The sequence below is a fragment of the Kitasatospora sp. NPDC097643 genome (assembly GCF_040302625.1).
Classification (GTDB): domain Bacteria; phylum Actinomycetota; class Actinomycetes; order Streptomycetales; family Streptomycetaceae; genus Kitasatospora.
Genome location: NZ_JBEOSA010000094.1, coordinates 1 through 21,200, shown reverse-complemented (window position 1 = coordinate 21,200; position 21,200 = coordinate 1). Strand labels below are relative to the sequence as shown.

17 protein-coding genes are annotated in these 21,200 nt (G+C 74.0%); 6 read left to right on the top strand and 11 right to left on the bottom strand.

Annotated elements, in window-relative coordinates:
* Positions 1–14 precede the first annotated feature (14 nt).
* From ABTY15_RS36650 to ABTY15_RS36635, 4 genes are all read right to left on the bottom strand, one after another.
* The gene (locus ABTY15_RS36650) at positions 15–767 is read right to left on the bottom strand and encodes a thioesterase II family protein (RefSeq protein WP_350605554.1); all 753 of its coding nucleotides are present in this window, start codon (positions 765–767) and stop codon (positions 15–17) included.
* Positions 768–849: 82 nt separating this feature from the next.
* A complete protein-coding gene (locus ABTY15_RS36645; RefSeq protein ID WP_350605550.1) occupies positions 850–1,416 on the bottom strand; it encodes a GNAT family N-acetyltransferase in 567 nt (188 codons plus the stop codon).
* A 21-nt stretch (positions 1,417–1,437) separates the two neighbouring features.
* Positions 1,438–1,728 carry an O-methyltransferase gene (locus ABTY15_RS36640; protein WP_502893676.1) on the bottom strand — a complete coding sequence of 97 codons (291 nt, stop codon included), beginning with the start codon at positions 1,726–1,728 and terminating at the stop codon, positions 1,438–1,440.
* Between the two features lie 28 nt (positions 1,729–1,756).
* On the bottom strand, positions 1,757–2,425 hold the full coding sequence (locus tag ABTY15_RS36635) for an AAA family ATPase (RefSeq protein WP_350605547.1): 669 nt from the start codon (positions 2,423–2,425) through the stop codon (positions 1,757–1,759).
* A gap of 223 nt (positions 2,426–2,648) precedes the next feature.
* Between ABTY15_RS36635 and ABTY15_RS36630 the strand changes: the two genes are divergently transcribed.
* Positions 2,649–4,247 (top strand): AMP-binding protein, encoded by a 1,599-nt coding sequence (locus tag ABTY15_RS36630; RefSeq protein WP_350605545.1) that lies wholly within the window; start codon positions 2,649–2,651, stop codon positions 4,245–4,247.
* A gap of 150 nt (positions 4,248–4,397) precedes the next feature.
* Positions 4,398–4,577, top strand: coding sequence for a hypothetical protein (locus tag ABTY15_RS36625; RefSeq protein ID WP_350605542.1), 180 nt, complete (start codon positions 4,398–4,400; stop codon positions 4,575–4,577).
* Positions 4,578–4,622: 45 nt separating this feature from the next.
* Here ABTY15_RS36625 and ABTY15_RS36620 read toward each other — a convergent pair whose 3' ends face one another.
* From ABTY15_RS36620 to ABTY15_RS36610, 3 genes are all read right to left on the bottom strand, one after another.
* On the bottom strand, positions 4,623–5,612 hold the full coding sequence (locus ABTY15_RS36620; RefSeq protein ID WP_350605539.1) for an ABC transporter ATP-binding protein: 990 nt from the start codon (positions 5,610–5,612) through the stop codon (positions 4,623–4,625).
* A 76-nt stretch (positions 5,613–5,688) separates the two neighbouring features.
* Positions 5,689–8,496: a hypothetical protein gene (locus ABTY15_RS36615; protein WP_350605538.1), complete on the bottom strand. Its 2,808-nt coding sequence runs from the start codon at positions 8,494–8,496 to the stop codon at positions 5,689–5,691.
* Positions 8,493–11,882: an FtsX-like permease family protein gene (locus ABTY15_RS36610; RefSeq protein WP_350605535.1), complete on the bottom strand. Its 3,390-nt coding sequence runs from the start codon at positions 11,880–11,882 to the stop codon at positions 8,493–8,495. The genes ABTY15_RS36615 and ABTY15_RS36610 overlap by 4 nt, the downstream gene beginning before the upstream one ends.
* A 468-nt stretch (positions 11,883–12,350) precedes the next feature.
* Between ABTY15_RS36610 and ABTY15_RS36605 the strand changes: the two genes are divergently transcribed.
* Entirely contained in the window at positions 12,351–13,103 is a 753-nt protein-coding gene (locus tag ABTY15_RS36605; RefSeq protein WP_350605532.1) for an ABC transporter ATP-binding protein, read from the top strand.
* A gap of 138 nt (positions 13,104–13,241) precedes the next feature.
* On the opposite strand, the gene ABTY15_RS36600 is transcribed toward ABTY15_RS36605, so the two are convergent.
* The 3 genes from ABTY15_RS36600 to ABTY15_RS36590 form a co-directional block, all read right to left on the bottom strand.
* Complete coding sequence (locus ABTY15_RS36600) at positions 13,242–14,864, bottom strand: FAD-binding oxidoreductase (protein ID WP_350605530.1); 1,623 nt, start codon at positions 14,862–14,864, stop codon at positions 13,242–13,244.
* A gap of 382 nt (positions 14,865–15,246) precedes the next feature.
* Positions 15,247–16,869, bottom strand: a complete 1,623-nt coding sequence (locus ABTY15_RS36595; protein ID WP_350605528.1) for an alpha/beta hydrolase — start codon at positions 16,867–16,869, stop codon at positions 15,247–15,249.
* A gap of 250 nt (positions 16,870–17,119) precedes the next feature.
* The gene (locus ABTY15_RS36590) at positions 17,120–17,452 is read right to left on the bottom strand and encodes a hypothetical protein (RefSeq protein WP_350605525.1); all 333 of its coding nucleotides are present in this window, start codon (positions 17,450–17,452) and stop codon (positions 17,120–17,122) included.
* Between the two features lie 134 nt (positions 17,453–17,586).
* Here ABTY15_RS36590 and ABTY15_RS36585 point away from each other — a divergent pair, with 134 nt between their 5' ends.
* Positions 17,587–18,255 (top strand): TetR/AcrR family transcriptional regulator C-terminal domain-containing protein, encoded by a 669-nt coding sequence (locus ABTY15_RS36585; RefSeq protein WP_350605523.1) that lies wholly within the window; start codon positions 17,587–17,589, stop codon positions 18,253–18,255.
* Here the strand turns inward: ABTY15_RS36585 and ABTY15_RS36580 are convergent.
* The gene (locus tag ABTY15_RS36580) at positions 18,252–18,896 is read right to left on the bottom strand and encodes a TetR/AcrR family transcriptional regulator (protein ID WP_350605521.1); all 645 of its coding nucleotides are present in this window, start codon (positions 18,894–18,896) and stop codon (positions 18,252–18,254) included. The genes ABTY15_RS36585 and ABTY15_RS36580 overlap by 4 nt on opposite strands.
* Positions 18,897–19,256: 360 nt before the next feature.
* Here ABTY15_RS36580 and ABTY15_RS36575 point away from each other — a divergent pair, with 360 nt between their 5' ends.
* On the top strand, positions 19,257–20,432 hold the full coding sequence (locus tag ABTY15_RS36575; RefSeq protein ID WP_350605520.1) for an FAD-dependent monooxygenase: 1,176 nt from the start codon (positions 19,257–19,259) through the stop codon (positions 20,430–20,432).
* Between the two features lie 112 nt (positions 20,433–20,544).
* Positions 20,545–21,066 (top strand): MarR family winged helix-turn-helix transcriptional regulator, encoded by a 522-nt coding sequence (locus tag ABTY15_RS36570; protein ID WP_350605516.1) that lies wholly within the window; start codon positions 20,545–20,547, stop codon positions 21,064–21,066.
* Positions 21,067–21,200: the final 134 nt, after the last annotated feature.

Sequence of the window (21,200 nt, the reverse complement as noted above, 5' to 3'; positions counted from 1 at the left end):
CGCCGCCGCCGCACTCAGCCCCGCAGGTGCGCGGTCAGCTCCTTCACCACGCCCTCGACCTGGTCGGCCACGTAGAAGTGCCCGCCCGGGAAGACCCGCAGCTCGAACCCGCCGGTGGTGTGCCGCTCCCACTGCGCGACCTGCTCGACCGTCGCGTTCGCGTCGCCCTCCCCCGCCAGGGCGGTGATGGGCTGCGACACGGTCGCGTCCGGCGCGCAGCGGTACGTCTCGATCGCGGTGTAGTCGGCCCGCAGCGACGGCAGCACCAGCTCCTTCAGCGCCGGGATGGTGAGGATCCGCTCGTCGGTGCCGCCGAGCCGGACGATCTCGGCGAGCAGGGCGTCGTCGGACAGCCGGTGCACGGAGGTGTCCCGGGGCAGCGAGGGCGCTCGGCCGGCCGAGACGAACAGCCGCTCCGGCCCCGCCAGGCCGTCGCGGGCGAAGCACCGGGCCGTCTCGAAGGCGACGGCCGCGCCCATGCTGTGCCCGAAGAAGGTCATCGGGCGGTCCGCCCAGCCGCGCAGCTCCCGGTACACCTGCTCGGCGAGCCCCGGCACCGAGTCGATCGGCGCCTCGGCGAAGCGGTTCTGCCGCCCGGGGTACTGCACGGCCAGCACGTCGGCGTACGGCGCCAGCGCGTTGGCGTGGTCCAGGTAGTAGCTGGCGGATCCCCCGGCGTGCGGGAAGATCACGATCCGGGCGGGCGCGGCGTCCGCCGGGTTGAAGCGGCGGAACCACGGGCTGTCGACGGCGGCGCTGCTGGGCATGCGGGGTGTGACCTCTCTCCGTGACGGACTCTGCTCCCCGGATTCTCCCAGCGCTCCGCCCCCTGACGTGGTGTTACCCCGGTCACGCGTCGCCCGGCGGCGTCGGAACCGCCGCTGCGCCCCGGTACTCGGCACGGGTCAGGTGGTGGACGCGGACGGCACGGCCGGTCCCGGGGGTGACGGTCTCGCGTTCGGGCCGCAGGCCGATCTTGGCCATGACGCGTTCGGAGGCGGCGTTGCCGATCTGGGCGATGCTGACCACCCTGTCCAGGCCGTGCTCCTCGAAGCCGAACCGCAGGGCCGCCGCCGCAGCCTCGGTGGCGATCCCCCGGCCCCAGAAGGCACGGCCCAGGCGCCAGCCGATCTCGATGGCGGGCAGGACCTCGGGCAGGAAGTTCGGGACGGCGAAACCGGTGAATCCGGCCAGCTCGCCGGTCGCCCGCAGCTCCACCGCGAACATGCCGATGCCGTCGGTGTCCCAGGTGCGTTCCATCGCCTCGATGCCGAGCCGGGTCTGCGCCTCGGTGCGGACCCGGCCGTCGGCGATCCAGCGCATCACCTCGGGGTCGGCGTTGACGGCGGCCATCGGCGCGACGTCGTGCTCGTGCCAGCGGCGCAGGACCAGGCGGGAGGTCTCGATCGTCGTCATCCGTCCATCCTCCCCGGCCGGTCAACCCCGCCGGACCGCGAGGGTCGCGGAACTGCCGGGCGTGGTCAGGATTTCGGTGGCCTCCAGTGCCGGGTGCGTCAGGTAGCCGAGCCGGAGCTCGTCGACGGCGCCCTCGAAACGGGGCGGCCAGTGCGGCGAGGGGGTGAAGTCGTCCAGGATCAGCAGACCGCCGGGGGCGAGCAGGTCGACGACCAGGTCGGGGTCGTCACGCTTGCCGCCGCCGTCGCAGAAGAACACGTCGAACGGGGCGTACGCCGTAAGCAGCCGCCAGTCCCCGGCGAGGACCCGCACCCCCGCCCGGTCCGACCGACCGGGGCTCTCAGCGCCCCGGACCGAACCGGACCGCCGCTGCCCGGGCCCGGGAGACCGCGTCCAGCAGCAGCACCGACACCGCCTCCGGCACCGGCGTCGGCGCACCCGCCCGGGCGTGCCGGGTGAACGCGGCGAGCAGCCGCTCCAGGCCGCGGCGGTGCCGGGCGAAGACGCGGACCGAGGCGTGCCGACCCCGGGCGCGCTGACCGTCGAGCGCGGTGGCGGCGCCGACGTCCAGCAGGACCAGGTGCAGCTCCCGCCCCTGCCGCGCGGCCTCGCGGGCCAGCCAACGGCGCATCCAGGCGCGGCTGCCGCAGTCGTGCACCAGCAGCGGCCCGCCGCGCCGGACCGAGGAACGCAGCAGCCGGAAGTGCTCCAGCCTGGCCCACGGCCGGTAGACCGCGTACGGCAGGCTCGCCGGCATGACGGCCTCGCAGGCCTCGTGCACGGCACGCGGGTCGACCGTCCGAACCGGCCCCGCGTCGGGCGCGGACCAGCGGCGCAGCAGCGTGCTCTTGCCGGCCCCGGGGAGGCCGGAGACCACCACGACGGCGTCGACCGGGTAGCGCACGGTGAACGCCGGTCCGGCCACGCCCCGCAGGTCGACGACGCCGCGCGGCGCCTCCTCCGACCTGCGCCCGTCCGGCGCCGCGGCCTCGTCCGTCGTGGTGCTCACCCTGTCCCCCGTTCGTGTCGACCGGGAACAGTAACAAGTCCCGCTCCGCCCTGCCGCTCGCTCTCCTCCTCCCCCTGACAGCGCGAGGCCCCGACCCTCCTCCCCCAGGCCCCCACCCCCGGACGCCCACCGGGCCCCGAACAACCCACCACCCGCCCCGACCCCTCCTCCACCCCAGGCCCTAAGCTGACGGCCCATCAGGCGATCCGGCGAAGGGCACAACGTGGCGGAGCAGTCGGCGGCCCCGACGTACACCGGGCTGGTGCTGGCCGGGCTGGCGCGGAATCCGGGGCGGGTGGCGATCCGCTACGGGGAAACCGCCCTGACCGCGCAGGACTGCCTGGACGGCGTGTACCGGACGGCCCGGGCCCTGGCGGCCGCCGGCCTCGGGCGCGGGGACGGGGTGACCGTGCTGGCCGGGAACCGTCCGGAGACGGTGCTGGTGCGGCTGGCCGCGAACCTGCTGGGCTGCCGGGTGGCGCTGCCCTACCCGGACGGTCCCGTCGCGGAACAGGTGGCGGCGGCCGCGTTCGTCCGGACGGACGCCCTGGTCTTCGACCCGGCCCGCTGCGCGGCGGCCGCCGGGCGGATCGCCCGGGCGCTGCCCTCGGTCGGACTCTTCGCACTCGGCCCGACGGCTCCGGGCTCGACGACTCCAGGCTCGACGGTGCTCGGCCCACCGCCCCTCGGCGCGGACCTCGCCGAGCTCGCGGCGGCCCACTCCCCCGCCCCGCTGGCACCCCGCTACCGGCCCGAGGACATCATGGCGGTCCGGTTCACCGGAGGGACGACCGGACGGCCGAAGGGGGTGCTGCGCCCGTTCGCCCGCCCGCCCCGGCCGGAGCTCCCGTCCGGCGCGGTGTTCCTGCTCTGCACCCCGTTCTGCCACGGCGGCGGCACGACCGCGGACCTGGCGCTGGCGGCGGGCGGCACCGTGGTGTTGCAGGACGGCTTCGCCGCCGGGGCGGTGCTGGCGGCGGTGGAGCGGTTCCGGGTGTCCCGGGCGTACCTGCCGCCGCACCTGCTCTACCAGGTGCTGGACCACCCGGCGCTGCCCCGTACCGACACCGGCAGCCTGCGCCGCGTCGGCTACACCGGTTGCCTGCCGTCGCCGCAGCGGCTGGCGGAGGCGACCCGGCGGCTGGGGCGAGTGCTGCACCAGACGTACAGCCTGACGGAGTGCGGGCCGGTGTCCCGGCTGAGCCCGGACGAGCACCTGGATCCGCGGCTGCTGACCACCGCGGGGCGCCCGTTCCCCGACACCGAGGTGCGGATCGTGGACGAGGACGGCCGCGGGCTGCCGCCGGGCCGGACCGGGGAGATCTGCGTCCGGTCCCCGACCGTGATGGCCGGCTACTGGCGCGACCCGGAGCTGACCGCGCGGGTCCTGCGGGACGGCTGGCTGCACACCGGCGACCTGGGCAGTCTGGACGCGGCCGGCTATCTCACGGTGGCCGGGCGGCGTGACCCGATGGCGATCGTGGACGGGCACAACGTGTTCCCCCGGGACGTGGAGGGTCCGTTGCGCGCCCACCCCGAGGTGCGGGAGGCGGTGATGTTCGCGACGACCGGCCCGGACCGGCTGGAGCGGGTGCACGCCGCGGTGGCGGCCGCGCCCGGGTCGCGGCTGACGGTGGACCAGCTGCACCGCTGGTCGCTGGAGCACGGCGGGCCGCGGTGCGCGCCGGACACCATCCTGCTGCTGCCGGGGATTCCGCTGACCTCGGCCGGGAAGCCGGACCTGGCGGTGCTCCGCACCCTCGCCGAGGGCCGGGCCGCCGCTGTCTCCCCCACCCCCACGGGGGCGCGCGAGGGAGCGTAACGCGCCCCTCAGATGCTTCGAGCGCCCGCGCGGGCGACCTCTCGCGCGGCGGCCCACGGGAAGAACCGCCCTTGGACACTCGACCGTGCGAAGCGAACTGCCGATACATCCCCGGCGACGTTCCCCGCACCGTCCCCAGGGAGGCACCACATGACCTGGCTTCGCGTCCTGACCGCGGTCGGCATCCTCGCCGTGGCGGCCAGTGCCCTGCTCGTCTTCGCCCTCTGCACCTCCGCCGCCCGGGGCGAACGCGCCGGTGAGGGCGCGTCCGACCTCCGGGCGGACGCCGAGGGCAGCGGACTCTTCCAGCGGATGGGCGACGAGGGCTGACATCCCCGCACACGGCCTGCCGCCCGCCGGCTCCGACAACCGGTCTCAGTGCCCCGCGAGGTCGTCCGGTCGGACCTCGATGTGGTCGGCGGCGAGGTCCACCGCCACCCGGTGCTCCATCCCGAGCGCCTCCAGGAACTTGACCGGCAGCTGCACCCGCCCGGTGCGGTCGAGCATCACGTACTCCCGCTCGTTGACCGACTCCTCGCCGTGCTCGTCGGTGACGGTGCGGCGCAGCACCTCGCTGCTGGTCCGGCCATCCCGGATGGCCACCGTGCGACGGACCTCGCCCGCGACCATCGGGTCGTGGGTGACGATGACGACGGTGGCGCCGAGCTCCCGGTTGACGGTCCGGAAGGACTCGAAGATCACCCCGGCGGTCTCCGAGTCCAGTTCGCCGGTGGGCTCGTCGGCGAGCAGCACGGGCGGGTTGTTGGCCATCGCGACCGCGATCGCGACCCGCTGCTGCTGGCCGCCGGAGAGCTCGCCGGGGCGGCGGCGGGCGAGGTCGCCGATCTCCAGGGCCTCCATCAACTCGCCTACCCGGGCGGCCTGTCGCCTCGATCCTCCGGCCCCGGAGCGACGCCCGCGCAGCTGCATGGGCAGGGCGATGTTCTCGGCCGCGGTGAGGAAGGGCAGCAGGTTTCGGGCGGTCTGCTGCCAGATGAAGCCGACCACCTCGCGGCGGTAGCGCAGCCGTTCCTTGGTGGACATCTCCAGCAGGTCGCACCCGGCCACGGTCGCGGTGCCGGCGGTGGGCACGTCGAGTCCGGCGAGGATGGTGAGCAGGGTGGACTTGCCGCTGCCGGAGGCGCCGACCAGGGCCACCAGGTCGCCCTGGTCGATGGTCAGTTCCAGGCCCTGGAGCGCCTGGACCTCGATGCCCTCGGCGCTGAAGATCCGGACCAGCCGGTCGCAGACGATGGCCGCGCCCGCGCCGTACGCCTTGGGCGCGGCGGCGGCCAGGGCCCGCTGCTGGAGCTCCTGGAGGCTGGGGGCCTCGGCGACCGGCCGCTCCTGGGGGGTGCTCTTCACCGCTCGTCTCCTGTCTCCGCTGTCACTGTTCCCACGACTGCCCTCACCGACCCGACCGACTCCGTTGCCCGCGCGCTCATCCCTGCTCCCCCGCCCGCAGTTCGGTGGCGATCTGGCGGCGGCCGGTCACCGCGGTCTCCAGTACGACCCCGGCGCAGACCACCAGCGCCAGCCCGAGGGTGGGCAGCAGCACCGGCAGCAGGACGGGCGTCAGCACGTCGCCGACCTTGGCGCCGACCAGCGAGGACAGGTCGAAGGCGGGCCCGAGCAGCCCGACCGCCGCGAGGGCGGTCAGTCCGCCGCCGACGGCCGCCGCGAGGGTCTGCGGCAGCGTCTCGGCGATGATCAGCGCCAGGCCGTGTCGGGGCCGCAGGCCCATGGTGCGCAGCCGGGCCAGCAGCGCCGCCCGGTCGGGCCCGGCCCGGAACAGCGTCAGCAGGACGGCGAGCAGGGCGAATCCGGCGCCGGCCAGCACCGCGGACCAGAACAACCGCCCGGCCGAGCGCTGGAGCGGGTCGGCGGCGAGGTCGGCGGCGACCTCGCCGCTGGTGCGCACGGAGAATCCGGCGGGCAGTCCGTGCCGCTCCTGGCTGCTGGCCTGGGCCTCCTCCCGGACGAGCTTGGCCATGCCCTCCGTGCTGGTGATCCCCCGCTCCCGCACCAGGGCGGCGAGCTGTCCGGGGTCGACGTCACCGACGGCGAACCAGTTGTTGACCCGCTTGAGTTCCGGGAGCCGCTCGGCGGCCGGGCCGGCCGGCAGGACCATGAAGGGCTTGAAGCCGTCGGGCAGGGCGGGGGTGCCGTCGACCACCTTGGCGACGGTGGTGAGCAGTTCACCGCCGTTGGGGGTGCGCAGCCGGTGCGGTCCGCCGGACAGCTGGTCGGCGAGGTTGCGGCTGAACAGCGCGGGCACCGGGGTGTCGGGGCCGCCGGGGGTGCCGGCCAGCAGGGCCGGGTCGAACTCGCCGATCCCGGCGGTCCGGGCGATCTCGGCGTACGCCTTCGGCTCGGCGACGACGAGGGTGGCCTGGGTGGAGCCCTTGTCGGTGCCCATGATGAAGTTCTCGGTGTCGATCCAGACCCCGGTCGCCGCCCGCGCTCCCGGCAGCCCGCCGGCGGCCGTGGTGAAGGCCTCGGGCAGGGTGGAGTCGAGCGGGACGGAGACCGCGGCGTCGCCGCCGACCGCCATCCGCGCGGCCCGCAGCCGCACGCTGTCCACGGTGTCGAGCACGGTGGCCCCGAAACCGGCCGTGGTGACGGCGATCAGCAGGGCGAGCAGCGGCAGCACGGAGGGCCGGCGGCGGCCGGAGGTGTCGCGGGCGGCCCGGGCCAGGCCGAGGAAGCCGACCAGGCCGCGGCCGCGCCCCGCGAGCGCGGCCAGCCAGCCGACCACGACCGGCTGGATCCGGGCCAGCAGGAGCCCGCCGGTGAGCGCGAGCAGCAGCGGCGCGGTCACCAGCAGCGGGTCCACGCCGGAGCCGGCGGGCGCGACGCCGCGGCGCCGGACCTCGGCCACGGCCGCCGCGGTGACGGCCAGGACGGCGAGTTCACCGACGACGCGGCGCCACCCGCCGACGGCCCGGGGCCGGGACAGCAGCACGAAGGCGCGAGCCGGGAAGGCCAGCACCGCGAGCAGGGTCACGACCAGGGCGGCGAGCACGGCGCCGCCCCACCGGGGGGTGGGCAGCAGCGCCAGGGCGAGCGCGGTGGCGATCACGGCGGCGGGCAGCACGGTCATCGCGCCCTCGCCCAGCAGACGCAGCAGTACGCCGCCGCGCGAGCCGCCGCGGGCCCGGAGCAGCCGGATCTCGGCGGTGCGCCGGTCGGCGGTGAGGGCGGCGGCCAGGCAGAGCACCACGGCGGCGACGCCCGCGACCCCGGCCGGGCCGATCGCGGCGATCGGCGCGGCGGCCTCGTACCGGGCGGTGGCCCGGGCGAAGACGTCGGGCAGGAAGGAGGTGACGCGCAGGTCCGGCCGGCCGGTGACGCGGCCGAGCGCGGTGGCGCCGGGCCCGGTCATGTACGAGCCGACGGTGGCGCGGGTGTCCCCGATCGTGTCGGCGCGGAGGGCGTCGGGATCGAGAGGCATCCGCCAGAAGTTCTCGCCGCCCTTGCCCCAGGCCAGCAGCGCGGAGAGGCTGCCGCCGTCCACGAACCCGCCGGTCTTCCAGAAGACCTCGCCGCCGGCGCCTTCCAGGCAGGCGCGCGCGGGGCAGACGACGCCGTACCAGAACGGGTCGTCGGGGTCGTCGATCCGGTAGAAGCCGACCACCTTGGCCCGGATCGGCCCGGTCACCTCCTCGCCGCTGTCGATGACGTCGCCGAGCTTGATGTGGATGGTCTCGGCGGCCTTCGCGCTGAGGACGATCGGCAGCGGCTCGCCCTTGGCCGCGGGGCCCGGCCAGGTCCCGTCGGTCAGGGTCGCGTGGTCGGTGAAACCGTGCTGGTACATCAGGTTGAGCGTCGGCGGAAGACGCTCGTGGAACCTGACGTAGCCCTTGTTCAGCATCCCCTGACTGCGCGGGACGCGGGTGCCGTAGACCTGGCCGGCGGGGGTGAGTGGCAGGTGCGGGCTGATCTCACCGACCAGTTTCCGCTGCACCTCGTCGAGCTCCGCGGCGGTCGGAGCCGAGAACAGCCGTCCTTGGGTGACGTGCAGGCTGGTCGCGTTGAGGCCGCGACCGCGGACGAACTCGCGCAGCGCGCCGTCCGCGCCCCGGTCGGCGACGCGCGGGAAGGCCGCCGCCAGGAAGACGGTGACGAAGGCCAGCGCGGCCATCAGCAGGGCCGCCAGCGGCGCCGAGCGCAGCCGGGTGCGGACCCAGGGCGCGGGGCGGTGGGCGGTCTCGGGGCGGGGCACGGTGGTGCCGGCCTTGGTGGTCACATCTCCTCCACGTGGCGCAGCCGGGCGGCCACGTCTCGACGGCGGCGTCCGGTGAGGAAGGCCGACAGCAACGGGACGACGGCGATCGCGGCCGCGAGCAGCAGCACCTGGCCGGCCGGCAGCACGATCTGCGCCTCGGGCACGGGCCGTTGGGCGGCTGGGGTCAGCACGACGAGCGGGACGATCAGGTGGACGAGCAGGACGCCGAGGCCGAGGCCGACGGCGCTGCCGAGGCCGACCAGGACGGCCTGTTCGGCGGCGGCGGCGCGGGCCACCCGTCGTCGGGGGGTGCCGAGGGCGAACAGCAGCGCGGAGTCGCGGGAGCGCTCGCGGGCCGAGCCGGCCACGGCGGCGGCGAAGCCGATCGCGGCGAGGACGGCGGTGACGATCGCGATCGCGATGAGTGCGCTCTGCGGCGCGGCGCCGACCGGGTCGCCGAGCAGGTCGGCGGAGACCTCCTCGTCGAGCCGGACGTCCTGGGCGCCGGGGGCGGCGCGCAGGGCGGCGGCGGCCTCGGCGGGGGTGTGGTCGCCGGGGCCGTCGGCGGGCAGCCACCACTCGGTCCGGCCGGGCAGTTCCCGGTTCTGGGCGGCGAGCAGGCGGGCGACGGTGGCCACGTCGATCAGGACGGCGCTGGAGCCGGCCACCGGCAGGGCGTCGACCGCGCCGGTGATCTTGACGGGGATCACGACCCCGGCGAACGGCACCTGGACGGTGTCGCCGACCGAGCCGCCGACGGCGTGCAGGTAGTCGCGGGTGGCGACGCCGGACACGGACTTCGGCACCGCCGCCCCGGCCGGGCTGACGGTGGCGCGCAGGGCTTCGCCGGTGCCGTTCGCGAAGCGGTAGCGGAAGCTGAACAGCCGCTGGGCGTCGGCCGGTTCGGTGCCGACGGTGGCCGCGGGGCCTGGCTTCGTCTCGCCGAGGGCGTTCACGTCGGGTGCCGCCACCGTCCAGGAGAGGCCGACGGGCACCGGGACGGCGGTCGCCGGGCCGTCGGCCGAGTCCGAGACGGACAGCCGGTGGACCGTCAGGTCGCCGTCGGCGACGTCGCCGAAGCCGACGTTCAGGCCGACCAGGGTCAGCGGTGCGGCGGCCGAGCCGATCGGGGCGTCCACCAGGGTGCTCAGCGAGGCCGTGGCCCGGGCGTCGCCGTTGGTCGGCAGGGTGGAGAGCGAGGCCTTGTGGATGAAACCGAAGCGGTCCCGCAGCAGCAGCCTGAGCTCCGGGCGGACCGGGGACAGGAGTGTCCCGTAGGGCGTCCGGATCTCCCTGTCCTGCTGGTGGACGGTCACCTCGGCGTCGATCCGCAGCGGGTGGCCGGGCAGCGGCAGGCCGGCCTGCGGGCCGACCGGCTCCGGCTGGGCGAGCGGGGGGAACAACTCCTCGCTCGTCTGGCCGGCGAGCAGGTCGGGGCGGATCGGCACGCGCCGGGCGAAGGCGCCGGCGTCCACCGCGAGCAGTTGCCCGGAGCCGCCGGGCAGCGACTGCTCCTCGCGCACCACCGGGATGATCCGCTCGCCGCCGGGCAGCGCGCCGTAGCGACCGCCCTGGCCCATCAGGGAGTTGTGCGAGGAGGAGATGCGCAGGCCGCCGGCCGTGCCGAAGACGGCCTGGTCGCGCTGGGAGGCGGTCCAGGTGGCGTGCTGACCGAGCGCCAGCACTCCGGTGGCCACCGACATCACCAGCAGCAGCACCGGGCCGGTGGCGCGGCCGGGCCGGCGGGCCAGTGACCAGCCGACCAGCGCCGGGCCGAGGCCGCGGCCGCGGGCGGCCACCCGGGCGCCGAGGCGGGCGGCGAGCGGCAGCAGGCGCAGCACCACCAGGGTGCCCGCGCACAGGGCCAGGGTGGGTGTGGCGACCAGCAGCAGGTCGACACCGAGCTGACCGGAGGCGTCGGTGGACAGCCCGCCGCCGTACTGGGTGAGCTGCTGGTAGGCGAGCACGGCCAGGGCCAGGACGGCGAGGTCGCCGCCGTTGCGGGCGAGGCCGCTGACGAGCGCCTGACGGCCGCCGGCCCGGCGGCTCAGGGCGGCACCGGCGCCGCGCAGCAGGGCGGGCCCGGTGGCGAGCAGGACGCAGGCCGCGGCGCAGGCGGCGGCGACCGGCCAGAGCGCCCAGCTGATGCCGGTGTCCAGAGCCACCTGGTGGGAGGCCCCGAACCCGGCCAGGGCACGGACCAGCAGCGGGGTGAGCACGGGCGCGAGGACGGCGGCGGGCAGGGCGAGCAGCAGCGACTCGACGGCGGTGAAGGAGCCGAGCCGGGCACCGGAGGCACCACGGGCGGCGAGCAGCGCGTTCTCGTTCTCCTGCCGGACCGCGATCAGATGGACCACCAGCAGCAGGGCGGCCGCGGCCAGGACGCTCAGTTGCAGGGCGCCGATCAGCAGGGTGGACCGGGCGACCAGCAGTCCGGAGGACAACTCGTGCATGAGGTCGGGCAGTTCGGTCCTGGCCTGGAGTCCGGCGCGGGTCCGGAACTCCCCAGCGAGGTCCTGGACCCGGCCCGCCGCCGCCTCCGCCGTGGCCTGGTCGGCGCCCGCGAAGTCGGCGTCGAGCAGCCAGCTGCGGCCGTTCTGCACCAGGCCGCCGGTGGTGAAGACGCTCTCGTCGACCAGCATCGGACCGTAGGTGGTGAAGCCGCCGACCTCCACCTCGTGGCCGCCGACCGGGTCCAGGCCCCAGTAGGGGCTGGCCGGGTCGGTGGCCCGGTAGACGCCGGTGACCCGGACGGTCAGCGCGGTGCCGTCCAGGCGGTCCTCCAGCCTGACCTCGGCGGGCAGCGCCTCGGGGGCCAGACCCAGGCGGGCCAGGGCGGTCTGTGGGACGGCGACCTGGGGGGCGGCCGACTGCACCGGGCCGGTGGCGGCGGCGGGCCAGGCGCCGGCGAGCAGCCGCACCCGGGCGCGGTCGAGGCTGGCGAGGAGGGTGAGGTCGGGGCGGGCTCCGGGGCCCTTGGTGGCGGCGGTGCCCGGGTTCGCGGGCGGGGTGCCGGCGGTGCCCGGGTTCCCGGCCGGGGTGCCGGGCGAGGTGTCGGCCGGGGTGCCGGTCGGGGTGCCGGCGGTGCCGACGCCCGGTAGGCCGTAGGAGCGGCTGCGGAGCAGGCCGTCGGTGTGGACGGGCAGGTCGCCGAAGAGTCGGCCGCGGTAGGCGGCGAGCTCGGCGTCGTCCTTCGCCCGCTTGTCGAGGCCGTGCTCGACCGTCACCACCACGGTGGTCCGGGCGTGCCCGGGGCCCTGGAGCGCCTGCCGCAATCCGGCCTCGCCGACGCTCCGGTTGAACGCCACCAGCGCCGTCAGCACCGCCGTGGTGATCAGCACCGTGAGCAGGACGGCGGCGGCCAGCGGCAGTCGCCCGCGCAGTCGGCGCATGACGAAGCCGAGCATGAAGTTCCTCCCCCGGTACATCCCCAGTACCGCCCCTTGACGTGCATCTCCGGTAGCACCCTCGACCGGATCCGGGCACATGTCGGCCACAAACGGACACATGCGGAGCACACCAGTGCAGCGACCACCGGCATTTGATCACCGGATAGCGGACGATGCTGTCAGATCCGCTCCAGGAACGGAAGGGACTTGCGCGAATCAAGTAAGTAGTGAGCAAATTCCTTGCATTGGCGACATCCATGCCATGGACGCCCCGCCAGTTACGCCATGGACACTTCATAACTTTGGCTCCACGGTCCGCTTTTGAGGCACACCCTCGGAGGCCCGCCCTTGAGGCCCGTCCTTTGAGGGCTGCCCCCTCGAGGAGTGCGCCCTTGAGGACTGCTCTGAGGCCCTGAAGCCGGTGAACCCCGTGGCACCGCCGATCCGTTGACACCGAACGAGACGTACTCGCAGGGGGGCGCCGCAATGACGCAGCACCAGGCCGACACCGCCGCAGCCACAGCCACGGCCACCGCGCCGATGGTGGCCGTGACCGACCTCCGCCGGAGCTTCGGCTCCGGCGAGCGGACCGTCCACGCCCTGCGCGGCGTCTCCTTCTCCATCGACCGCGGCCAGCTCACCGCGCTCAAGGGGCGCTCCGGCTCCGGCAAGACGACACTGCTCAACCTGGTCGGCGGCCTGGACGTCCCGACCAGTGGCAGCATCGCCCTGGACGGCACCGACCTGGCCTCCCTGAGCGAGGACGACCGGCTCGCACTGCGCCGGGAGCGGATCGGCTTCGTGTTCCAGTCCTTCGGACTCATCCCGATGCTCACCGCCGCCGAGAACATCGGCGTGCCGATGCGACTGCGCAAGGTCCCGCCCGCCGAGCGCGAGCAGCGCGCACACGCCCTGCTGGCCCTGGTCGGCCTGGCCGACCACGCCAACCAGCGCCCCGGCGAACTCTCCGGCGGCCAGCAGCAGCGCGTCGCCATCGCCCGGGCCCTCGCCAACGAGCCCGGCCTCATCATCGCCGACGAACCGACCGGCCAGCTGGACTCCGAGACCGGCCGCTCGATCATGGAGCTCCTGCGCGCCGTCGTCCGCAGCGAAGGCGTCACCGTCCTGGTCGCCACCCACGACCCGACGCTGATGGAACTCGCCGACCGCGTGATCGAGCTCCGGGACGGCCGGATCGTCGAGGCCGAAGTGGCGGCGGAGGCCGGGCAGGTCGCCTAGCTCTGCGGGGCGCCGGGCGCGGGGCTCGGGGCGCCGGGCCCTGGGCCCCGAGCCAGCGACGCCGGGCTCTGAGCCCCGAACCCGGGGCGCGAGGCCGGCCGTGACCCGGCGGGCCTCGCGGCTTCTCGCCCCCCGGGGTCAGCTCTCCGGCGTCGTCACCGACTGCGCATGATGGAACACCTCCGCCCCGTCCCAGTACGCCTTGGTCCGCTGTAGCCGCGCGTAGTTGCCCTTGTAGTAGAGCCGCTGGTAGGCCGGGTGCTCCTGGTCCGCCGTGCCCAGGTCGACGTCCGGGTAGTTGACGTAGGCGCCGTCCGTGCCGGTGTCGATCTCCGGGACGCCGCCGGTCTCCCGGTAGACGTCCTGGTAGATCCCACGCAGGTACTCCAGGTGGCCGGCGTCCTGGGCCGGGTCCGTCCAGTAGGTCTGGTACTGGAGCTTCATGATCGAGTCACGCTGCGGCACGGCCGTCTCCGCGGACCCACGGGTGTTGATCCGGCAGCCGTAGGAGTCGATCTGGACCAGCGTCTGCGTCAGGTCCACCCCGTCGACCGGCCGCACCAGCCAGTCCCAGAAGGTGGCGATCTGCGCCCGGCTGAACGGCTCCCGGTGGTAGGCGGACTTGTATTTGCCGCGTTGGTTGGCGCCGGACGGGTCGAGCGTCATGGTGGCCTGGAACCAGGGCATCTGCCGGCGCTTCTCCGGGTACGGCAGGAACAGCCCACCGGCGCTGTGGGACTGGACCTCCGCCCTGGTCGTCATCCCGCTCTCCACCTCCGCCACGAAGGCGTCCAGCGGCGCGGGATCCTCGCCGTCCCACTGGCTGATCAGCACGACGTTCCCGTTGGAGCGGTGGGTGAGCTTGAGGATCGCGAACAGGCCTTGGTAAACCTGCTCCTGCGGCCCGCTGTGCGCGGCCATGAAGGCGCCGAAGTTCCGCACCAGGGTCTCGAAGTCGCCCGGCCGCCGGACCAGGTCGTCCCACGGCCAGGCCACGCTGCTCAGCCAGACCCGCGGCGGCGGCTTCGGCGCCGTCACCGCGAAGTGGTAGCGCAGCACCACCCCGAAGTTCCCTCCGCCGCCCCCGGTGTGCGCCCAGAAGAGGTCCGCCTCGGGCGAGCCCTCCGCGTCACCGCGGTGCGCCTTCGTCACCACGGCGGTGCCGCCCCGGACGGTGACCACGTCGACCTGGACCAGGTGGTCCACCGTCAGCCCGTGCCGCCGGGACAGCAGGCCGTACCCACCGCCGCAGATGTGCCCTCCCGCCCCAACCGAATAGCAGGACCCGGCCGGGATGGTCACGGCGTACTCGCGGAACAGCGTCGTGTAGACGTCCCAGTTGGTGGCGCCGCCCTCGACGCTGTACGTCGGACGGCCGAACTTGTCCGTGTCGGCGGCGACCCCGCGCATCGTGCTGAGGTCGAGGATGACGCCCCCGTCGTTGTCGACGAAGCCCTCGTAGCAGTGCCCGCCGGCCCGGACCGTCGGCCGCAGTCCGTGGTCCAGCGCCCGGTTCAACTCCGCCACCGCGTCGGCCTCGTTGCCCACCAGGCGGATCAGGGCGGGACTGCTGTGCCACCGCTGGTTGAACCCCTGGCTGAGCGTCTGGTACCTCGGATCCCCGGGCAGGACGGACCGCCCCTTGCGCATCTCACGGTCCGCTCCCGCGGCGGCCGCCGCGCCCGTCGAGATGACGGAGATCCCGGCCGCCGCCGCACCGGCGCTGCCCAGGAATCCCCGTCGGGAGAATTCGTGCCGCATGGTCTGACCTCCGCTTTCTCCATCCGGATTGACTCGGCGGCGGCACGCTAACACAGATATTCGGCGATGTGAATCTGTTTACGAATTAGTGTGACTGTACGTCATTTATCGGGAATCTTTTCCGACTTCTCTTCGATCCTCTCCCGACCACCCTTGGGCGTCCCGGCCGATCGCGGCCCCGGAGGTGCATTGTCAGTGGCGTCGACTATGGTCCCCGACAACCGAGCGAGAACCGTTCCCAGGAGGTTCGATGACGATCTTCTCCCGCATTCGCGGTGCGCTCCGCAGCCTCGGGCGGAAAGCGCGAACGTGGTGGCCGACAGGGTCGCCGACCACCACGTTCGCGGTCCTCACGCGCCTTCGGCGCTCAGGCGTCGATCCGTCAGACCGCCGGGAAGATCTCGGCGTCCGGCTTCAGCAGCTGGCCCGGCTGCGGCGCGGTGCCGTCCACCAGGTAGCGGGTCACCAGCGCGTTCAGCGCCTTGCTGCGGCCGACGGCGCAGTGCTCGATCGAGTCCACGCTGACCAGCACGGCGTTGCCCAGCTCCTGCTGCATGCGCTGGGCGAACTTGTACTGGGTGGCCGGGTCGTAGAGGTTGCCGATCACCATGACGGTGTTCGAGGTCTTCTTGTTCCACGGGCCGCTGAAGCGCTCGGCGTCCCGGGCCGGGGCCGGCCAGCTGGCGCAGGCGGGCGCGTCGAAGGCCTGGTAGCGGCCGAAGGTCGGGGACTCCTTCTCCCAGGCCTTGGCCACGTTCGCGAAGACCCGGTCGTTCGACGGGTACGGCTTGTCCTGGCAGTTGACGGCCAGGTACGAGTCGTCAGCGGTGTACTCGGCGTCGGCCGGGGCCTCCCGGAGCGCCCGGGTGAGGGGCGTCGCGAGCAGGTCGGCGTCGTCGTCCGCGACGTTCGCCTTCGGGGCCAGCAGGGTGGGCGCGCCCGCCGGCTTCATCGCCTGGTAGGTCGCCTGCAGCGACTTGGCCAGCGGGGCCAGCTTGGCCTGCGAGTACAGCGCGCTGGCGACCTCGCTGGTGAAGGTGCTCAGCGTCACCTGCTTGCCACCCGGCAGCGTGACCGGGCTGGTCCGCAGGTGGTCGCGCATCTCGTCGAACTTGGCCCGGGTGTCGCCCTCGCCGAAGGCGCAGCGCGGGGCGCCGGCGGTCTGGCAGCGCTTCAGGAACTCGTCCAGGGCCAGCTCGAAGCCGCCCGCCCGCTGGCGGTCGTACTCCAGGCCGTTGTGCAGGCGCAGGTTGGGGTCGACGTTGCCGTCGATGATGATCGCGCGCACCTTGGACGGGTACATGTTGGCGTAGGTCGACCCGATCAGGGTGCCGTAGGAGAAACCGGCGAAGCTGAGCTGGGAGTCACCCACGGCGCGACGCATCCGGTCGAGGTCGCGCACCACGTTGATGGTCGACATGTGCTCGATCAGCGGGCCGGCGTTCTTGCTGCACGCGTCGGTGTAGTCCTGGTCCGCGTCCAGCGTCTCGTCGATCTCGGCCTTGGTGACCGGGACACCGACCATGCGGTTGTTGACCGCGTCGGCCTCTTCCTGGGTCTTGAAGCACTTGAGCGGGTTGCTCCGGGCCACGCCGCGCGGGTCGAAGCCGATCAGGTCGAACCGGGACTGCACCTCCGACCCGAACCGGGAGGTGGTCGCCCACATGTAACCGCTGCCGCCCGGGCCGCCCGGGTTGAGGAACAGCGAGCCGATCTTCTTCGACGGGTCGCTCGCCCGCCGCCGCATCATGGCGATGCCGATCTTCTCGCCCGACGGGTTGTCGTAGTCCAGCGGCACCGGGTAGACGGCACAGTCGTAGATACCAGGGTCCGGCTTGCTCGGATCCGGGTTACACGGGGTCCAGGCGACAGGGTCGACCTTCGCCTCGGCCGCAAAGGCATTCGGCGACTGGTCTATCGGTGCCGCCGAGGCTGCGGCGGCGCTACCGGCGACAAGGGCGAGGGCTGCGGTGACCGCTCCGGCCAGCGTGGATATACGGGACAAGGAACCTCCTCCGTACTGAAAGGGCGGCCCCAGCCTGTCAGTCTGAGATCTCCCTGTGAAGACCTGGTGACACCGCAAATGTTCCGTCGACCATCCCATACACAACCGGAATATTCTGTGTATACACCGATTTGACGGCCAGTTGACCTGATGGACCGTCACCGCACGGCGGTCGCCCGAAGGCCTCGGCAGCCCGCCTCGAAAGCCGGGTCGCGGGCCTCCGGCGCGGCCCACGACCCGGGGCCGATCCCTACTGGGCGATCGGCTGCGACAGGTTGTCCTCGGCCCGCACCTGGTACACGGCGTTGAGGGTCGGCGGGCCGACCAGGTCCTTGATCCGCTCGAAGCGGCGCTCCTCGCTCGGGGCGAGCCGTTCGGCCCAGGCCTGGATATCAGCCGGCTCGCGGTCGCCCTCGATGAGCGCGATGGTGATGATCTCCCGCGAGTCCTCCAGCGCGGTGGCGGAGATCACCCGGGTGCGCGGGTCGTCCGGGAAAGCCTCGTCAGGGATCCAGGCCTTGCGGAACTCCTCGTACTCCACACCCTCGTTGAGCTTGCGAATCATCACGGCGACGAGCTGCATGACGTCCTCCCCTGTGTGTTTCTTGCAGTGCAAGAAGCTGACGTCGACTATTCTTTTCTTGCACCGCAAGAGTTGTCAAGATCAAACCCGGGGCCCGCCCGGGAGGCCGCCACCGGACACCGGAGGAGCAGCAGATGGCCAGCGGACGTGCCCGCCCCAGGACCGGCCTGACCCGCGAGAAGATCATCGACGCGGCCCTCGCCTTCGTCGACGAGCACGGCCTGTCCGCGCTCTCCAGCCGCAAGCTCGGCGCGGCGCTCGGCGTCGAGGGCATGACGATCTACTACTACGTCCCCAGCAAGGCCGCCCTACTCGACGGCATGGCGGAGCGCCTGCTGGAGCTCTCCGCCGGAGAGCTGTTCACCGGACCCACCGGGCCGTGGACGGAGCCGGTCCGGGACTTCGCGATCGCGCTGCGTCGGCTGCTGCTCGACCACCCCGCGATGCTCACCGTGCTGGCGACCCGCCCGGCCGCCACCCCGACCGCACTCGCCCTGCTCGAACGCGGCATCACCGTGCTGCGCCAGGACGACGTCCCGCTCGGCGACGCGCTGGACGTGCTGAACGCCGTCGTCACCTTCACCATCGGCCACACCCTGGCCGAGGCCGGCCAGACCCCGCACCACGAGGGCACCGAACCCGACCCCGAGCAGTTCACCTCCCTGGACCCGAACACCTACCCCCACCTCGCCCAGGCCTTCGGCACCGGAGCCGGCCTCGACTCCGAACAGCGCTTCCACCGCACCCTGCGCATCCTGCTCGCCGGCTACGCCGCCGAAATCCCCACGGGGGAGGCCGGCTAAGGCGTTCCGCCTGCGCCAGGTCCGCACGGCACGCCACGGTCCCCGCGTAGCGCCGCCGCCACCAGCCCCCGGATCTCGTCCGTCCGGACTTCGCCCCCGCCCACCAGCCGGTCGAAGACCAGTCCGTCGATGCAGGCCAGCAGCGTGGTGGTGCGCTGGTCCGGCTCGGGCACGCCCTGCCCGGCGAGGAAGGCCCGAACAGCGGCACGCCCCGCGTTGTCGCGCGGGACGAGGATCTCCCGCAGTTCGGGGTCGCGAACGCTCTCCACCGCGCAGGCGTACCGGGCGAGGGAGCGCCGCCGCCCCTCGCCGGTCAGCCGCCGCCGGGTCAACTCGCCGATGCCCTCGACCAGTTCCTCGGCCGTACGGACCGCCACCTGCTCCCCCATGGCCTGGAGCTCGCCCTGGTCCAACTCGACCAACCGCCGCACCAGCGCGGTCAGCAGCGCCTGCCGGGTCCGAAGGTAGGCCGAGGTGGTCCCGACCGGCAGCCCGGCCGCCGCGTCCACCGCCCGGTGGGTGAGGCCCCGCACACCGGCATCGGCGAGCACGCCGATCGCCGCGTCCGCGAGCACGGTCCGCCGGTCCGGCCGCCCCGGCCCGCCCACCACGCCCTGTCCCCGCTCCTCGTCTCGCCGCATCCCCCCTTTCTACCGGCTACGGCCCACCACCTGCGGACCCACCACCCCCAGGCCGACGCCCGGCCCCTGCCCCGGCCCCCGACGCCCGCGCCCGGCGGCACCACCACCCCACCCGGGGCCCCATGTCGGCGCCCGGGGGCCACCCCGACACCCGGCCCCAGCCTCCGGGCGCCGGCAGCGCCACCACCCCACCCGCGGCCCCGCACCGGTGCCCGGCTCACCCCTTGTCGGCGGCCCCCACACCTGCGCCCGACAGCCCCACCGCCGCCATCCGGGGGCCTCCGCTCGTGCGCGGGCCCGTAGTACGCTCCTTCTACAGCTGTAGAAAACAGCGCGGCAACACGGGGAGGGGCCGGGGGTATGGGCGGCAACAGCGCGGTGGTGGTCGGTGGCGGGATCGGCGGACTGGCGGCCGCGATCGGGCTCCGGCTGGCGGGGTGGGAGGTGACCGTGGTCGAGCGGGTCGCCGTCCTGGATGACGCCGGCGCGGGCATCTCCCTGGCCGCCAACGGGATGCGCGCCCTCGCCGCACTCGGCGTCGGCGAGGCGGTCGAGGCGGCCGCCCGGCGCCAGTACACCGGCGGCACTCGCACGCCGGACGGCCGCCGGCTGTCCCTGATGGACGGCGCCGCGCTGGAGCGCGAACTGGGCGCCCCGATCGTCGGCATCCCTCGCACCGGCCTGCACCGCGTCCTGCGCGAGGCCCTGCCCGCCGAGTCCCTGCGGATCGGCGCGGAGGTGACGGACATCGACACCTCCCAACCGCCCCGGGTCCGCGTGGCATTCGGTAGCACCACCCTGGACGCCGACCTGGTGGTGGCGGCCGACGGCATCAACAGCCGCACGAGGCAACGGCTCTTCCCGGCCCACCCCGGCCCGGCGTACAGCGGCTCGACGGTGCTGCGGGCGATCACCCGGCGACCGGTCGAGGGGCTGACCACCGACTTCGAGCTCACCTGGGGCCACGGCGCGGAGTTCGGTCACATCGCCTTCCCGGACGGACGGGCCGAGTGGCACGCCGTCCTCAACGCCCCGGCCGGGGTGCGCTACCCGGACCCGCTGACCGAGGTCCGCCGCCGCTTCGCCGACTGGCACGAGCCGATCCCGGCCCTGCTGGCCGCGACCGCTCCGGCGGCGGTGCTGCACCACGACGTCCACGAGCTGGCCACCCCGCTCCCCTCGTACGTCGCGGGCAGGATCGCCCTGCTCGGCGACGCCGCGCACGCGATGACACCGCATCTCGGGCAGGGCGCCTGCCAGGCGTTGGAGGATGCGGTGACACTCGCGGCCGCCGTCGCCGGGGAGCGCACGGTCGAGGCGGCGCTCTCCCGCTACGACGCGGCGCGGCGTCCGCGCAGCCAGACGGTGGCCCGCGACGCCCGCCGGGCGGGCCGCATGGGCCAGCAACTCGTGAACCCGCTGGCGGTCGGGTTGCGCAACGCCGCGATCCGGCTCACCCCGCCCGGAGTGATGGTCCGAACGGTGCTGAAGCACGCCGACTGGACGCCACCCCGCATCGCCCCACGCACCGCGTAGAGATCGGCACCGCGCCGCGCACCACGGCGAGATCGGCACCGCGTCGTGCCCCGGAGGAACGGATCGCTCCCGCCGCTTGACCACAGAACTGATGAGCCGCCATATTACTTTCATGACGCAGCAGCCCGAGACGGGCAGGGGCGCCCCCACCCTGGACCAGGCCCGCCGACAGATCACCCGCTACGGCCTGACGGCCGACCCGCAGGCGATCCTGGTCGCCGCCCGGCTGATGGCGGCGGGCGCCCGGCTCGGCCAGGCCGGGGAGGCGCACTTCGCCCGCTTCGGCCTCTCCACCGGCCGCTACCGACTACTGGCCGACCTGGAGGACCACGGCGGCGAGAAGTCCCCCTCCCAGCTCGCGGCAAGCCTCGGCGTGTCGCGGGCGACGGTGACCGGCCTGGTGGACGGCCTGGAGCGGGAGGGCCTGGTGGCCCGCCGACCGTCCACCGAGGACGGCCGGGGCAACGTGGTGATCCTGACCGCGCGGGGCGCCGACCGGCTGCGCGGCCTGGCGCCCGAGCACTTCGCCCGGATGCAGGCAATGGTCGGCGGCCTCTCGGTCGAGGAGCGGGCGACCTTCCTCGACCTGCTCGCCCGGCTGGTCGAGGGCATCGACGCACTGACCGCCGACTGACCCCGACCCACCGAGGTCCACCACCCCGGGGGGGGGGGGGCGCCCGCCCCCCCCCCCCCCCCCCCCCCCCCCCCCCAAACAACAACACCCACAAAAAAAAAAACAAAAAAAAAAAAAAAGCAACCCACACGAAC

Excerpts from the sequence above, each read along its gene's own strand:
- ABTY15_RS36625 (WP_350605542.1), top strand. The coding sequence starts at position 4,398 with ATGACCTGGCTTCGCGTCCTGACCGCGGTCGGCATCCTCGCCGTGGCG.
- ABTY15_RS36605 (WP_350605532.1), top strand. The coding sequence starts at position 12,351 with ATGACGCAGCACCAGGCCGACACCGCCGCAGCCACAGCCACGGCCACC.
- ABTY15_RS36570 (WP_350605516.1), top strand. The coding sequence starts at position 20,545 with ATGACGCAGCAGCCCGAGACGGGCAGGGGCGCCCCCACCCTGGACCAG.
- ABTY15_RS36650 (WP_350605554.1), bottom strand. The coding sequence starts at position 767 with ATGCCCAGCAGCGCCGCCGTCGACAGCCCGTGGTTCCGCCGCTTCAAC.
- ABTY15_RS36645 (WP_350605550.1), bottom strand. The coding sequence starts at position 1,416 with ATGACGACGATCGAGACCTCCCGCCTGGTCCTGCGCCGCTGGCACGAG.
- ABTY15_RS36600 (WP_350605530.1), bottom strand. The coding sequence starts at position 14,864 with ATGCGGCACGAATTCTCCCGACGGGGATTCCTGGGCAGCGCCGGTGCG.
- ABTY15_RS36610 (WP_350605535.1), bottom strand. The coding sequence starts at position 11,882 with ATGCTCGGCTTCGTCATGCGCCGACTGCGCGGGCGACTGCCGCTGGCC.
- ABTY15_RS36590 (WP_350605525.1), bottom strand. The coding sequence starts at position 17,452 with ATGCAGCTCGTCGCCGTGATGATTCGCAAGCTCAACGAGGGTGTGGAG.
- ABTY15_RS36575 (WP_350605520.1), top strand. The coding sequence starts at position 19,257 with ATGGGCGGCAACAGCGCGGTGGTGGTCGGTGGCGGGATCGGCGGACTG.
- ABTY15_RS36585 (WP_350605523.1), top strand. The coding sequence starts at position 17,587 with ATGGCCAGCGGACGTGCCCGCCCCAGGACCGGCCTGACCCGCGAGAAG.
- ABTY15_RS36580 (WP_350605521.1), bottom strand. The coding sequence starts at position 18,896 with ATGCGGCGAGACGAGGAGCGGGGACAGGGCGTGGTGGGCGGGCCGGGG.